Here is a 15336-nt window from a genome sequence, read left to right on the forward strand (position 1 = left end):
ACGTCATTGTTGTGCCTGGGCACGTCGTTCATACCACGCCAGCATCGGCTGCGTGCTGAGACCATGAACGACGATGCTCAGGGCAATGACTGACAGCGTCAGGTTCACCGCGACCGCGCTGCTGGTGCCCACCAGCCCGTGGTTGATGGCATAGAACAGGTAGTAGATGCTGCCGATCCCGCGAATCCCGAACCAGCCCACCAGCCCGCGCTGATGGCGATTCAGCAAGCTGCCCCAGGGTATCGACAGCACGCTGAGGGGGCGAATCACGCAAAACAGCACCGCCCCCACCGCCAGCGCCCGCCAGTCCCAATGGCTGATCAGCACCACGCCCAGCAAGGTCACCAGGAACACTTCCATCGAACGCTCTACCAGCCCACCAAAGGCGAGCATGTCGCCCATCATCACCCCGGCGGCGATTTGCGTGTCCTGCAGTTGCCCGACATCGCCATGCAACGCATGCTCCGGCTCAACTTCCATGTGGCCAACCACCGGCTGTGCCAGATGTTCCGCCGGGGTTTGTGAGTTGCCGGTGGACTTGAACTCGGCCTGGCGCAGCCCCAGGCCGGCGGCAAATACCGACAGGAAGCCGTAGCCGCCGATGGCTTCGGCCACCACATAGGCGAGGGCGATCAGCGCCAGCGTCAGGTAGTCATTCGGTGACAGGGTGCTGTCGGCATTGGTGATACGCATCTTCAGGGTGACGCGACCGATGCCACGCCCCATCCAGTAGCCCACGAGCAGCCCGGCAGGTACGGCCCAGAGCAGGTTTTTCAGCACCCAGCCGCCCAGCCAGTCACCGTCGAACCCGCCGTGCTGCATGAAAATCAGCGCAAAGATCACGAACGGGAAGGCCGTGCCGTCGTTCAAGCCTGCCTCACCGGAAAGACCGAAGCGCAGCGCGTCATAATCCTGCGCGTTATTGACCTGCACCAGGCCCGCGAGCACCGGGTCGGTGGGCGCAAGAATCGCCCCCACCAGCAGTGAAACCCCCCACGACAACCCCAGCAGCCAATGCAGCACCAGGCACGTCCCGAGGATGGTCAAGAGCATCACCGGCCCGGCCATGCCAAACGCAATGCGCCAGGTTCGGTGCTTGAGGGGCAGGCGCAGTTTCAGCCCGCTGACGAACAGCGAAAACAGCACCGCGACTTCTGTCAGGTGTTCCATCCAACTGGCCGAGGCCTTGATGTCCAGATGCAGCAGGTCCATGCCCAGCGGGCCGATACCCACGCCGAGCAACAGGCACACCGCCGAGGTGGTGACCGGCATCCAGCGCAGGTAGGAGGAGGTGAGGGCGAGGGTGAGCAACACCGCGCCCAGTACGGCCATCCATAGGATGAAGGTCATTGAATAGTCCCGGGCATGGTCTGTGTGAACGTTTGAGGTTTGCCGGGAGAGAGAGGTTCAAAAAACGCGCATTGACTGCTCGGACAATGCGCGGTTTGTCAGGTCGCCAGGCGTGTTACGTTGGCATTGAGGGTGCTGTTTGGGGTGAAGGAGAAGGTGAACCCCGAGTCGAGAAACTTTTGCAGCCCGTCATTATCAAGACTGAATACCGTTGCACCGACCGATTGATCAAGAGTGCCAGTGGCATCGAACATGGCTTTGTCCAGGCCGGCTTGGTTGGTGTTGTAGATATAGAGCTTTCCATCACTGCTCTTTTGAATATAGGCGGTGTGTACGATATTGCCGTCTGCTCTATTGCTCATGAAATTGATAACGCCTGATTCGGTAATGTCCGCGGGCCTGAATACGGCGCTGGTATTCTCCGCAGTAATACCCATCAGATCCTTGTAGCGTTGCGTGTAATTGGAATCCCCGCTCCTGGCCACACTGCCCAGCACGGCCTCGCGAGTTTTCAACGGGAGTGCATTGTCTGCCATCCCGACGAACATGGTTTTTTCGTAGCAGATTGTCCCGGTGTATCCCGTTTTGGCATGGAGCTTCTCCAGTTTGTCGCGAAGCGCTTCTACCGGCACGGCGTCAGCTTTGAAATTTTCCAGCGGCTCGCCAAAGGGCTGTCTGGTTTTCACATTCAAGGCGTGCCAATTACCGGTGGCGTCATCAAACTTCGCAAACACCTTGGCTTCTTCGGTCGCATTGGCCGCCTTGTAAGTGCCTTCGGCAATGCCGGGCTTTTTCGCCAGTGACGTCAGGTCGACACTGCGCAAGGCGCCACGCAGATGATTGACGCCGTTACGTCCAGCGGTCAGCGTGGTGCGCCCCAGCTTCAATGCACTTCGGGCCAGATCATCAGCCCCGCTCAACGGATTGAAACTCCCCAGCGCCGCGCGCCCGACAATCTTCGCGCCCTGGGCGAACTTGCTGAAAGCCGATGCGCCGGCGGCCACGGCCTTGGCCCCCCTGGCTGCCGCACCGAGGCCCACGGCAAACCCAAATATATCCAGGGCCAGGTCGCCGACACCTTCGCCGATGTTGCCGTTTTGAAAGTTGACGATTGCCGACCTCAAGGGGATCAGGTTGAGGAGGAATTCATTGACTTTCTTGTAAAAGGGAACCTCGGTATCAAGCGTGGTGACCCCCTCGGCCTCTTTTTTGAATGACCGGATATCAACATCCGTCACCATGGCATCGGCAATATAAGACGTTCGGGCACTGCCAAAGCTCTTGGGGTTGGCGTCCTGGATTTTTTCATCCGTCAACCCGGGTGCGTACTCGCCCGAAGGTATGACTTCTTCCAGGTCTTTATGGTAATGGGTGTGGTTGGAAGGTTGTTTGCCTGCCGTGAAGTCACCCAGGTCCGTACGCTCGGTAATCTTCGCGGTCCTGAGATTGATTTCGTAGGTGTGCACCTGGTTTTTGCGCCTGGTTTTCACCAGCAGGCAATTGTCTTCGGGCACCCGCTTGCGGGTTTCCTTGCCAAAGTTGTCCTTATCGACGTCGACTTCCCTGACCACTGTGATTTCGCCGTATTCCAGGTTTTTACGGTCTTCTTCAGGGAGCCGCGAAACCATCCACTTCACCTGGGCCGCGACGCTTTTTTCGATGCCGTCGGCGTATTCCCCGAACGCGTCCTGGAACACGTTCGGCATACTTGGCAGGTCTTTGGTTTTTTCCAGCACCTCGCTGAGGTTCAACGTACTGGATGAGGTCACCCACTGATTGTCAGCGGGGGGCGGGGGCCCAATTCCAAGTACCCCTACGGCCGGTGGTTCTTCGACGCCAGGTCGATGGTGAAGCGCGTCCTTCATATACAAGTCGAGGATCGAATAAGGCCCCGGGAAATCGCTATGGGCGGGTTCCAGCGTGATGCTCTTGTCTTCCAGGGTTGCCGTATCCATGCCTGGCAGGGCTTTGCGCAACTGCTCCAGGGCCATTTCCTTGCGTAATGGCATCGGCATGCTCTGTGTTTGACTGGCCGCGCTCAGCTCGGTGATCTGCGCATCGAATGCATCGCGTACATCATTCATTTGGCCTTCGGTCACCGGATACGGCATACCGTTCGCGCTTCCCCAATCCTTGAGCGCCTCTTGCTGGGCGGCATATTCGACATAACGCTCCTGGGCGGAGACCGGCGCGACCTCAGCGTGGAGCATGACCTGCCCATAGGACATCCCTGCGGTTGAACCCGGAGACTGCGCTTCGATGCGTTCTACCGCGGTGACAAAACTGACCCAACTATGGGAACCCGGGGTGACCTGGTCCGGGATGTCTTTAACCAGGAACTCCGGAGCGCGGGTGGAGAGCAGCAGATGCGCTTGTAGTGCCGCTGCCTCGGGTGACGATGCCTTGCCGGTGCTGACAAGATGTTCGGCCAACCGGCTGACGATACCGGAGGCGGGTTTGCCCCAGGTACTGTTCCCGGTCACGGCAAAACCGGCGATGTGATGCCTGGACCTGGGGTCTGTCGCGCGGAACGAGTTGTCTTTGTCCACACTCATGGCTGCCAACAGCCAATCAGTGGCACTGCCTTTGATGGACTGCGCGTCAAATTTTGCCTGGAGGGCCTCGCCCAACGCCTTGCCCTTGGGGGAGCGGATCAGCGAGTCGAGCACCCGCTGCGGGTCAGCCAGCTCGGAAGGCGTGAACGACTTGCCCTGCATGAGGTATTCCACTACGTTCCTGGCGCCGTTCAAATCAACGTCGCCGATCTTGCCGCGGCGCAGGTCGGACCGCAGCTGATTCGCCGCCTCGGGCGCAAGCGGGGGCTGCCATTCCAGCGCACCGCCATAATTGCCATGGAGCGGCGTCTGGAGTTCAGGCCTGAGCAGATAATTCGTCAGGTTCTCCACCTCCTCGGGCGTGGTTGGCACGTCCCAGCCATTGATCTCAAGGAATTCCTTGAGGCTAATGGTGCTCCCTGAGTCGGTGCTCCCGACCTGGCGGTAAGCGCTGTCGGGGTGAAGCTCGACTTTATTCTTTTGCAGGTAGTCGAGAACGTCACCGCTCCCAATGCTGCCCGATCGAATCCGCTCAAGCAGGTAATTGAGTTCACGCCCCACGGTGTTCAGCGTCTGGGTATTGCCCACCAGGGCTTTCTGGCGCTCAACCTCATCCTCACCACGGGTTTCGTGCAGGTCCGCAAAACGCGGGCCGCTCACGCCGGTAAAAGCCTTGTCGCGCGCCAACTCATCTGCACGCTCGTGGGCATGATCCGGCAGGATATGTTCTTGCTCTTTGTAGAATTGGCTCACCAACCACAGGGGGGCACTGTTGCTGTTTTGGGAGAGCGGCGGTTTGAAGGGGATCGGGTTACCGTCGCCGATAACGCGTGCGGCGTCCCTGACCTGTGCGCCCACCTGCGCCCAGCCTTTGTCATCGGGGCCGTTGGGTTGCGCGGCGGCGGAGGGCCTGCGCTGGTAGGTGATCTTCCCGGTATTGGGGTCAATCATCACTGAATTGGGGTTTATCCCGTTTTCCCTCATCCAGTCACGGACTTGCGGGGACTCCATGGCACGCCCCAACTGCGACCACCACTGCCCGAACGTTGAGTTCGGCGGAATGTTCTCGACCATGATCGTGTCATCATGGCCGTCGCCCTTGACCTGACGCAGCGCGCTGGCTACCTGGCCTGCCAGTTCACCGTCGGCATCGGCACGCGGGCTGGGGATCCTGGTCCCGGGGGAGCCTGGCGCGGCATTTTCCGGCGCTGTGGCCTGGAGCCGCGCCGGGGGAAGCGGCTTGTCAGGTGCGTTCAAAGGAATGAAAGAAGCCGTAGCCTGAGTAGGAGCAATTGTCATAGGAGGGGGATCCGGTAATTTATCGAGTACACCCAAGCAGCGCTTCGCTCCAGCGGGTGTAACTCTTCGTACCCGATGCCCCATCAGCGATTCCATCCCACTGGCATGCAGATTGATACGGCGTTTTACGCGCCCATGCTAAGGGCGCGCCGCGGTCCTCAGCCGAATCATGTCGATCAGCTGGCGCAATCCCGGCTGCGACTGACGCCGGCTAGGGTAGTACATGCACAGCGGCGCGCCGATGCAGGCCCAGTCGGGCAGCACTTCCACCAGGCGCCCTTCGGCCAGTTCCGCCAGCACGCGATTCTCCAGGCAGTAGGCGATACCCACGCCTTGCAGGGCCGCATCAACGATGGTCTGGGTGTCGGCCGCGCTGAAGTGGCCGGGCACATCGAGCCGCTGTTGGCGTGCGCCATTGCCCAGTTCCCATTTGTAGGTGGTCTTGTCGCCCAGGTACATGCGTACACAGGAGTGCGTGAGCAAGTCCCTGGGCACTGCAGGTGTCCCTGCCTGTGCGAGGTAGGCCGGGGAGGCGACCATGATCCAGAGCAGCTCGCCGGTCAGCGGCACGGCCACCATGTCCTGGGGCACCGTGGCGCCATAGCGGATTCCTGCGTCGTAGCCCTCTGCGACGATGTCGAGCATGCGGTCCTCGATCATCACGTCCAGGCGCAGTTGCGGGTAGGTGCGGGTGAACTCGCCGAGCACCGGCGAAATCAGCAGCACCGCGGCATCCCGGGGTACGTTCAGGCGCAGGCGGCCAATCGGCGCCTCGCGGTACAGTTCGAGGGTGTCGAGGCCGTCCTGGATCGTCGCAAAGCCGGCACTGAGTTTTTCCGCCAGTACCACGCCGGCATCGGTAGGCTCTACGGCGCGGCTGGTGCGATACAGCAATTTGACCCCCAGGCGCGTTTCCAGGTTGCGCATGGTGTGGCTCAGGGCCGAGGTGGTGACGCCAAGTTCATTGGCGGCATGCCGGAAACTGCGGCGACGGATGATCGCCATGAAGACATTCAGGTCGGCCAACTCGGAGCGGTTGAACGCAGCCATATCAAGCACCTTTTATGGGGTTTGGGTTGCACGCGGCGTTGAGCCCGATTCAACCACGGATGATCTAGAGTAATCGTTTTTTTACTGATTGTTTCTGGCGGAGGCTTTTTCATGAGTATCGAAACCATCAAGATCCCGGGCATCGACAAGGCCGTCTCGCGGATTGCCCTGGGCACCTGGTCCATGGGTGGCTCGATGTGGGGCGGCGCCGATAATGAGGTCTCGGTCAAGACCATTCGCCATGCGCTGGCCAGCGGCATCAACTTTATCGACAGTGCGCCGGTCTACGGCCTTGGGCTGTCGGAAGAACTGATCGGCCGGGCCCTGCGCGGCGTACGCCACACGGCGGTGATCGCCACCAAGGCCGGGTTGCAATGGGACGACGGCACGGTGCGCCGCAATGCCACGGCCCGACGTATCCGCAAGGAAATCGAAGACTCACTGCTGCGCCTCGAAACCGACTACATCGACCTCTACCAGATTCACTGGCCCGACCCGTTGGTAGCCCAGGAGGAAACCGCCGGCGAGCTGGAAAAACTGCGCCGTGAAGGCAAGATCCTTGCCGCGGGGGTGAGCAATTATTCGCCTGCGCAAATGGACGATTTCCGCCAGTACACGCACCTGGACACCGTGCAGCCGCCCTACAACCTGTTTGAGCGGGCGATCGACAGCGATATCCTGCCGTACGCCAAGCAAAATTCACTGGTGGTTTTGGCTTACGGTTCGCTGTGCCGGGGTTTGTTGAGCGGCAGCATGCACGCGGCCACGGGTTTTACCGGGGATGACGTGCGCAAGCTCGACCCGAAATTCAAGGCGCCACGCTTTGAGCAGTACCTGGCGGCGGTCGCGGCATTGGACGTGTACGCTCGCGAATGCCACGGCAAGTCTGTGCTGGCCCTGGCGTTGCGCTGGGTGCTGGACCAGGGCCCCACGGTTGCACTGTGGGGCGCCCGCCGGCCGGAGCAGCTCAAAGGCGTTGAAGATGCGTTCGGCTGGCAGCTCACGGCCGATGACCTGCAACATATCGACCGTATTCTGGCCAGCACGATAAAAGACCCGGTAGGGCCGGAGTTCATGGCCCCGGCCCAGCGTTAACCTTTGCGACAGGGATGTCTTGCAGCTGCAAAACAACAAAAGACATTCCTTTGGCGTTGAGGTTTTTGGCATGAAGCGCGGTCCCTTGTTCAAGATCATGGGTGGTTTGCTGTGTGTGGTGGCGGTGGCAGCCGCCTGGAAATGGCGCGGCAATCCCGATGTGCTGTGGCAGATCGTCAGCCGTCAATGCGTGCCCGACCAGAACCAGCACCAGAATCCGCGCCCCTGCCTCGAGGTTGATCCGGACAAGGGGTTCGCGCTGCTCAAGGACCTCAACGGCCCGTACCAGGACTTACTGATCCCCACCGATAAAGTCACCGGAATCGAAGACGTCGCGCTGGCCCGGGACTTGTTGCCGCATTACTTTGCCCAGGCCTGGAAACACCACGATGTACTCTCGGCCGGCCTGCAAACACCGATTGCCGACCGTTATGTATCCCTGGCGATCAACTCGCGGTATGGCCGCACGCAAAACCAGTTGCACATTCATATCGCCTGCCTGCGCCCCGACATTTTCAACACCCTCAACGAACGCGCGGCAACCCTCGACGAGCACTGGCAAACCCTGCCGGTAAAACTGCAGGGGCATACCTACAGTGCCCGTACGTTGTCGGCGGTGGAATTCGACCTGCGCGACCCATTGGCCATCCTGAATGACTACGTGCAGGCCCAGGGCGACGCCATGGCCAGTTACAGCTTGCTGTTGGCACCGGCGGCGAACGGCAACTTCGTACTGTTGACCACGCGGTTGACGCTCAAGGAATGGAACCTGGCCTCCGCCGAAGAACTGCAGGACCGCCAGTGCAACCTGATGGGCAAACCACCACAACGACCTGTTTTAGCTGTTAACGACATCCGGTGAAGTTTGCCGTTGAACGAGTGTTCAGTTTCAATTATGTTGGCTGCACCCCCTGCCTGGTAACAGGCGGGCTTGCGCTTTTTCTGATTGAACGAGAGGCACTGGCATGCGGTTTTCACCTTTTGTCGAGCGAATTGCAGGGCAGGGCGTAGCCGCCTGGGACATCCACCACGCCGCCTTCCAGGCCAGCAGCAAAGGCGAAGACATCATCATCCTGAGTGTGGGCGATCCGGATTTCGCCACACCCTCGTTCATCACCGACGCCGCCGTCGAGGCCCTGCGCCAGGGCGACACCCACTACACCGAAATCCCCGGCCGCCCGGCACTGCGCGATGCCATCGCCGCGCGCTACAGCCAGTCCCTGGCTCGCCCGCTCAACGCTGAAAACGTCATCACCGTGGCCGGTGCGCAGAACGCCTTGTTCGTCACCTCGCTGTGCCTGTTGCAGGCCGGTGATGAAGTGATCGTGCTCGACCCGATGTACGTCACCTACGAAGCGACCCTCAAGGCCAGCGGCGCAACGCTGGTGCGGGTGCCGTGTTCCGCCGACTCGGGCTTTCGCCTCGATCCGGCACTGCTGGCTGCCGCCATTACGCCTCGCACCCGGGCGATCTTCTTCTCCAACCCCAACAATCCCACCGGCGTTGTCCTCAACCCTCAGGAATTGCAGGTGATCGCCGACCTGGCGATCGAGCATGAACTGTGGGTAGTGGTGGACGAGGTCTACGAAAGCCTGGTGTTCGATGGCGAATACCATAGCCTGGCCGCGTTGCCGGGCATGGCCGATCGCTGCATCGTGATCGGCAGCCTGTCCAAGTCCCATGCCATGACCGGCTGGCGCATCGGCTGGATCGTCGCCGCGCCTGCGATGGTGGCCCACGCGGAAACCCTGGTATTGAGCATGCTCTACGGCTTGCCGGGGTTCGTGATGGAAGCCGCGACCGCCGCCGTGCTGGCCCACGATGAAGTCACCCAGGGCATGCGCGAAACCTACCGCCGCCGCCGCGACCTGGTGGTAGCAGGCCTCGGCGGTTGCCCGGGCATTCACGTGCGGGCCCCGCAGGCAGGCATGTTCGTGTTGGTGGATGTGCGGGACACCGGCCTCGGCTCCCTGGATTTCGCCTGGCGGCTGTTCCGCGAAGCAGGGGTTTCCGTGCTGGATGCCGCGGCCTTCGGCGAACCGGCCCAGGGTTTTGTGCGGCTGTCGTTTACCCTGGGTGAAGCGCGACTGGCCGAAGCCTGTGAACGTATCAGCCGCTTCGTCGCCAAGCTCGCCGGAGAACCGCGAATCGAGCCTGCGGCGAAAATCATCAGCGTACAGCCGGTGGCGGCGAAGAAGATGATCGAGGTGCTCGACCTGCATAAACGCTTTGGCAATATCGAGGTGCTCAAGGGCATCTCCCTGACCGCCCACGAAGGCGAGGTGATCTCGCTGATCGGCGCCAGCGGCTCGGGCAAAAGTACCTTGCTGCGCTGCATCAACATGCTCGAAGTGCCGGACCAGGGCAGCATCCACGTCGACGGTGAAAGCATCAAGCTCAACTACGGCCGGCCCGGCGCACCGCTGGTGGCCGACGCCAGGCAACTGGTGCGGATTCGCTCGACACTCGGCATGGTGTTCCAGAACTTCAACTTGTGGCCCCATCGCACTGTGCTGGAGAACCTGATCGAAGCGCCGATCCAGGTGCTGCGCGAAAGCCGGGCCGAAGCCATCGAGCGCGCCGAAGCCTTGCTCGACCGGGTTGGCCTGGCCGCCAAGCGCAATGAATACCCGGCGTTCCTCTCCGGCGGCCAGCAGCAGCGGGTGGCCATCGCCCGCGCCCTGGCCATGCGCCCCAAAGTCATGCTGTTCGACGAACCCACCTCGGCCCTCGACCCGGAGCTGGTGGGCGAAGTCCTGCGGGTGATTCGCTCCCTGGCCGAAGAAGGCCGCACCATGATCCTGGTGACCCATGAAATGGCGTTCGCCCGGGATGTGTCATCCAAAGTCGCGTTTTTGCATCAAGGCCTGATCGAGGAAACCGGCTCGCCGGACTCGGTGTTTATCGACCCACGCAGTGAACGTTGCCGGCAGTTCGTCAACGCGCATCAAACTCGCTAACTCCAAAAAAAGACGGGGCAAGATCATGAAATCCAAACGATTGGCAAAGTGGTTGAGCAGTGCTGTGTTGATGCTGGCGGCAGGTACTGCGTTGGCGGCGGAGAAACCCATTGTGTTCGCGGTGGCGGCAGAACCCTACCCACCGTTCACGGTAAAGGGCGGCAATGGTGAGTGGACGGGCTTTGAAGTCGACCTGATCCATAAGCTCTGCGGCTTGATGAAGGCTGAGTGCCAGATCAAGGAAGTGGCCTGGGACGGGATTATTCCGTCGCTGCTGGCGAAGAAAATCGACGTGATTTTCTCCTCGATGTCGGTCACCGAAGAGCGCGAAAAACAGATCGCCTTCAGCCGCGCCTACTACGATTCGCTGCTGGGCATTGCCGGCCCCAAGGGCACCACGGTCGAAGTCTCGCCGGCAGGGCTGAAGGGCAAGATCATCGGCGTGCAGATCTCTACGGTCAGCGCCAACTACCTGAAGAAGTACTACGAGAATATTGCTGACCTGAAGTACTACGACACCCAGGAATCGGCCAACGCCGACCTGATTGCCGGGCGCACCGACCTGATGATGGCCGACGGCGTCGCCATCGCCATGATGGTCAAGACCCCTGAGGCCCAGGGCCTGGCCGAAATCGCCGAAGTGCCTTACGACCCGATCATCGGCCGCGGCGTGGGGGCCGGTCTGCGCAAGGAAGACACCGAACTCAAGGCCCGGCTCGACAAGGCCATCGGTGAGTTGCTGGTGAGCAAGGACTACGCCGACCTGTCCCAGAGCGTGTTTGGGGTATCGGTCAGCCCGTGCAAACGCGCCGACACGCCTGCCTATGTGAGCAAAGTCTGCGACAGCCCCTACACAAACTAATCCGGTAGAAAGGGAGTGCTTGTGGCGAGGGAGCTTGCTCCCGCTGGGGTGCGAAGCGCCCCCAAAAAATGGGCCTGCTGCGCAGTCCAGCGGGAGCAAGCTCCCTCGCCACAGCAAGCTCCCTCGTCACAGGGTCATTGCGTGTCATCGAAATAGGGAGCAGCGATGTTCGATCTACTCAGCTTCAGCGAACAAGGTTGGGGCAACGCATTGCTCAAGGGGTTATGGATGACCCTGCAGATCTCCGCCGGCTCGTTTGCGGTGGGGCTGCTGATCGGCCTGGTGGTGGCCTGCGCCAAGCTCAGTGCACCGCGCCCGATAGCCATGCTGATGCGCGGCTACACCACGGTGTTTCGCGCGGTGCCCGAGTTGCTGCTGATCCTGCTGCTGTATTACGCAGGCTCGATGGGCCTCAACGCATTGATGCTGTGGCTGGGGTTTGCGCAGTTCAACATCAGCGGCCCGCTGGTAGCGGTCCTGGTACTGGGGCTGGTGCAAGGCGCGTACGCCTCGGAGATTTTCCGCGCGGCGATCCTCGCGATTCCCCATGGCCAGATCGAAGCGGCGCGGGCGTTTGGCTTGAGCGGCTTTGGCCTGTTCCGTCGGGTGACCCTGCCGATCATGGCGCCATACGCCCTGGCGGGGATGTCCAACCTGTGGATCAACCTGATCAAGGACAGCGCGCTGATCAGCGTAGTGGGCACCAACGAACTGCTGTACACCGCCAAACAGGCGGCGGGCTCGACCCGGCATTACCTGTTGTTCTACCTCACGGCCGCCGCCTTGTATTACCTGGTGACACTGGCCTCCAACTACCTGTCCGGGCGCCTGGAGCGACGTATTCGTCGCTGGATGCCGGTTGTCGAGTGAGCCGCACATGCCTGAGTGGATAAGTTATTACGCAGGACTGATCGCCAAGGGCTTGCAGACGACGCTGTCGCTGCTGGTGATCTCGGCAGTGCTCGGCTTCGCCCTGGCGGTGCTGGTAGCGCTGGCGCGGCTGTCCCGGCGCAAGTGGCTGGCCCGTTGCGCACTGGGCTACACCAGTGTGCTGCGGGGCACGCCGTTGCTGATCCAGATCTACATCTTCTATTACGGCCTGGGCAGCCTGTTTGCCCAGTTCCCGATGATTCGCGGGAGTTTCCTCTGGCCGTTCCTGCGAGACGGTTACTGGTACATCGTGTTCGCCCTGGTGTTGTCGGTGGGCGCGTACGTCGGTGAAGTGATTCGCGGCGGGCTGCTGGCCGTGCCCAAGGGTGAAATGGAAGCCGCCTCGGCGTTCGGCATGACGCCACGCCAGGCACTGTTGCGGGTGCGCCTGCCACGGGCCATGCGCCTGCTGCTGCCGACCCTGGCGGGGGAGACGGTGATGCTGCTCAAGTCCACGGCGCTGGCCTCGACCATTGCGGTAGTCGACCTGCTTGGCGCCGCCAACGTGGTACGCGCCCAGACCTTGCAGATCTACCAGCCGCTGCTGCTGGTGGCCGGGGTCTACCTGTGTCTGACCTTTTTGATTGAAGCCCTGTACGCGATTGCCGAGCGACGCGGCACACCGTTGCGCAGGTCTGCCGGATGAAAACCGATCGCTCGTTGCAAGGAATTGCCTTGTGCTCGCTGGCCTATGCGTTCCTGGCGTTGCAGGACGCCGGGATCAAATGGCTGGTGGCCGACTACTCAGTGTTCACCATCCTGTTCTGGCGCAGCCTGGTGGTGGTCGCCGCGTGCGTGATCGCCGGGCGAATGGGTTTGCTCAAGCGTGCCTGGCACTCGGTCAGCCGCAAGCTGTTGATCATCCGCGGCCTGCTGTCGCTGCTGGCCTGGCTGCTGTACTACACCGCCGCCAGAGACCTGACCCTGGCGGAAATGACCACGCTGTATTTTTCCGCACCGATCATGGTCACGTTGCTCGCGGCATTGATCCTCAAGGAGCGCGCCAGTCGCGGCCAGTGGATTTCGCTGATCATCGGCTTTGTCGGCGTGGTGATCGCTTGTCGCCCCAGCAACATGCTCGATCCGTTGCCAATCGCCCTGACATTGGCGGCAGCACTGTGCTGGGCGTTTACCTATATCCAGTTGCGCCAGGTGGACGACAACACCTCGGTGCTGGAGCAGATGCTGATCACCAATGTGGTGTTTGTAATCTGCATGGCGCTGACGCTGCCCTGGACCCACACGCCATCGCCGACCCCGGCATGGCTGGGCATGCTCGGCGCGGGGCTGGTGGGCGGGATTGGCCAGTTCCTGCTGTTTGCGAGCTTCCGCCGGGCCACGGCGACGCTGCTGGCGCCGTTTGAATACACCGGTTTGATCTGGGCGTTCCTGCTGTCGAGCCTGGTCTGGGGCACGGTGATGGACGTGTCGCTGATTTTCGGCGCCGTGCTGATCGCCATCAGCGGCACCCTGGCCATGCTCAGCGCCCGGCACCCGGTGTCACAGGATGTGGTCGGCGCCGAATGCTCCGTGACGCAGCCCCTGTATCCAGCAACGGCAGATGTGCAGCCCGTTGGCGGGGCTGAAGGTGCCGGGGTTGAGGCACCACTCGAGCCAGAGTCCGTCGAGCATCGCCGATAAGCCGATGGCGGCCAGGCGCGTGTCGTGGATCACGAAGCCTTCGCTCTCGGCCAGGTCGTCGAGCAACTGGCGGATCAGTTCGAGGTAGGCGCGGTAGCTTTTTTCATGGGAGTCGTTCACGTGGTTCGAGTGGCGGATCAGGCTCCAGAACACCACCCAGACGCCCAACAGTTTCGGGTCCATGACCCGCGAGGAAAACGAACCGGCGAGGAATGCATCGAGCCGCGCGGCAGGGCCCACGGCCTGGTCGACTTCCTGCCACAGGGCGGTGGTCAGTTCGCTGGCGAGTTTGTGGTAGGTCTCGGCGATCAGTGCATCGATGCTGCCGAAATGGTGATTGAGCAACCCCACCGAAACCCCGGCTTCAGCGGCGATGCGCCGCACGGAAATGCCGGCATGCCCGTCACGGGCGAGGCTGGTGAGGGTGGCGGCAATCAACAGGTCGCGACGGTCTTCGGCCACAGGCACACCCTCGGTGAAGATACATGGTTGAACGTGTGTTCAATATATACCTGCAGAACCAACAAGAGGAGGGCAACGGCATGGCAAAAGACCTTTCGTGGCAAGTCCCCGGGGATTCCGGGAACACCCTGCACATTGGCGCCTGGCGCTTCGAGGGTGACGGCGACGGCCCTCGGGTACACCTGCAGGCCGGTGTGCATGCCGATGAAATCGCCGGGATGCTGGTGTTGCATCAACTGCTGCCGCGTTTGCAGGCCTGCCAGGATCAGGGCCGGCTCAAGGGCACGGTGACGGTGGTGCCCCAGGCCAACCCGTTTGGCATTGGCCAGTTTCGCCAGGGGCGGTTGTTGGGGCGGTTTCACGAAGCCACCGGGCAGAATTTCAACCGGTCGTTTGATCATTCATTGGCCATGGAGCGGCCGGCCAGCAACCTGGCGCAATGGCAGAAAAGCCTGGTGCAACTGGCCGCCGATGCTGACCTGGTGCTGGACCTGCACACCGATGATGAAGCCCTGCCATATCTCTACATCCACCGCAGCTTTTGGCCAGAGGGCCAGGTATTGGCGGCGGCGTTGCAGGTGGATGTGGTGATTGTCTGGGACGAGGGCGGTGATGGGTCGTTTGAGGAGACCATCATTGATCATGGGCAGCCGCGGTTGGCGGCGACGATTGAATTGCGTGGGCAGGCGGATGTGAGTGATGCCCTGGCCGGGCAGGATGGTGATGGGATCTGGGCTTGGCTCTGCGCCAGCGGGGTGATTGATGAAGCGCCAGTGATTACGCAATGGCACGGGCAGGTGGTGGATATGGGCTGTATGGAGACCATCCTGGCGCCGTGTGCCGGGGTGTTGGTGTTTGAAAAAGGTTTGGGTGAACAGGTGGAAGAGGGTGAGCGGTTTGCGCGGATTATTCGGCGGCCTGGGGATCCGGCTTCTGAGGTTGTGCTGCATGCGGCGCAAACCGGGCGGATGGTGACGGGGCATCGGGAGCGGCTGGTTTCACAGGGTTCGGTGGTGGCCAAGTTTACCGGGACGCGGTTGTCTGAGGGGTACAGCGGGGGGGTGTTGGATCCTTAGGCGGGAGTACATATCCGTTTCTTCGGTCATGGCTGGTATTGGTTCCGCTCTTACAG

General features: G+C 61.5%; 11 protein-coding genes and 1 pseudogene. 8 read left to right on the top strand and 4 right to left on the bottom strand.

What is annotated here, in order from left to right:
• Nucleotides 1-3: 3 nt before the first annotated feature.
• The 3 genes from HYE77_RS24270 to HYE77_RS24280 form a co-directional block, all read right to left on the bottom strand.
• Entirely contained in the window at nucleotides 4-1350 is a 1347-nt protein-coding gene (locus tag HYE77_RS24270) for a sodium:proton antiporter (protein ID WP_177069581.1), read from the bottom strand.
• A gap of 98 nt (nucleotides 1351-1448) precedes the next feature.
• Entirely contained in the window at nucleotides 1449-5240 is a 3792-nt protein-coding gene (locus tag HYE77_RS24275) for a hypothetical protein (RefSeq protein WP_256347473.1), read from the bottom strand.
• A gap of 102 nt (nucleotides 5241-5342) precedes the next feature.
• Entirely contained in the window at nucleotides 5343-6254 is a 912-nt protein-coding gene (locus HYE77_RS24280) for a LysR family transcriptional regulator (protein WP_177069583.1), read from the bottom strand.
• A gap of 111 nt (nucleotides 6255-6365) precedes the next feature.
• Here HYE77_RS24280 and HYE77_RS24285 point away from each other — a divergent pair, with 111 nt between their 5' ends.
• The 7 genes from HYE77_RS24285 to HYE77_RS24315 all read left to right on the top strand — a co-directional run bounded on the left by HYE77_RS24285 (nucleotide 6366) and on the right by HYE77_RS24315 (nucleotide 13742).
• Complete coding sequence (locus HYE77_RS24285) at nucleotides 6366-7349, top strand: aldo/keto reductase (RefSeq protein WP_177069585.1); 984 nt, start codon at nucleotides 6366-6368, stop codon at nucleotides 7347-7349.
• Nucleotides 7350-7419: 70 nt separating this feature from the next.
• Nucleotides 7420-8211 carry a CDP-diacylglycerol diphosphatase gene (locus tag HYE77_RS24290; protein ID WP_102369106.1) on the top strand — a complete coding sequence of 264 codons (792 nt, stop codon included), beginning with the start codon at nucleotides 7420-7422 and terminating at the stop codon, nucleotides 8209-8211.
• Nucleotides 8212-8314: 103 nt separating this feature from the next.
• A complete protein-coding gene (locus HYE77_RS32830) occupies nucleotides 8315-10309 on the top strand; it encodes an aminotransferase class I/II-fold pyridoxal phosphate-dependent enzyme (protein WP_177069587.1) in 1995 nt (664 codons plus the stop codon).
• Between the two features lie 25 nt (nucleotides 10310-10334).
• The gene (locus tag HYE77_RS24300; protein WP_087692319.1) at nucleotides 10335-11171 is read left to right on the top strand and encodes a transporter substrate-binding domain-containing protein; all 837 of its coding nucleotides are present in this window, start codon (nucleotides 10335-10337) and stop codon (nucleotides 11169-11171) included.
• A 165-nt stretch (nucleotides 11172-11336) separates the two neighbouring features.
• Nucleotides 11337-12041 carry an ABC transporter permease gene (locus tag HYE77_RS24305; RefSeq protein ID WP_003217052.1) on the top strand — a complete coding sequence of 235 codons (705 nt, stop codon included), beginning with the start codon at nucleotides 11337-11339 and terminating at the stop codon, nucleotides 12039-12041.
• Between the two features lie 7 nt (nucleotides 12042-12048).
• Nucleotides 12049-12747, top strand: a complete 699-nt coding sequence (locus HYE77_RS24310) for an ABC transporter permease (protein ID WP_003217050.1) — start codon at nucleotides 12049-12051, stop codon at nucleotides 12745-12747.
• Complete coding sequence (locus HYE77_RS24315) at nucleotides 12744-13742, top strand: DMT family transporter (protein WP_008433732.1); 999 nt, start codon at nucleotides 12744-12746, stop codon at nucleotides 13740-13742. Before HYE77_RS24310 ends, HYE77_RS24315 begins: the two co-directional genes overlap by 4 nt.
• On the opposite strand, the pseudogene HYE77_RS32700 reads toward HYE77_RS24315, so the two are convergent.
• A pseudogene (locus tag HYE77_RS32700) lies at nucleotides 13698-14210 on the bottom strand (TetR family transcriptional regulator C-terminal domain-containing protein); the annotation flags it as partial. The gene HYE77_RS24315 and the pseudogene HYE77_RS32700 overlap by 45 nt on opposite strands.
• Nucleotides 14211-14284: 74 nt before the next feature.
• Between HYE77_RS32700 and HYE77_RS24320 the strand changes: the two are divergent.
• Nucleotides 14285-15280, top strand: coding sequence for a succinylglutamate desuccinylase/aspartoacylase family protein (locus tag HYE77_RS24320; protein WP_177069589.1), 996 nt, complete (start codon nucleotides 14285-14287; stop codon nucleotides 15278-15280).
• Nucleotides 15281-15336 lie beyond the last annotated feature (56 nt).

The organism is Pseudomonas sp. IPO3774 (assembly GCF_013386835.1).
In the GTDB taxonomy this organism is placed as follows: domain Bacteria; phylum Pseudomonadota; class Gammaproteobacteria; order Pseudomonadales; family Pseudomonadaceae; genus Aquipseudomonas.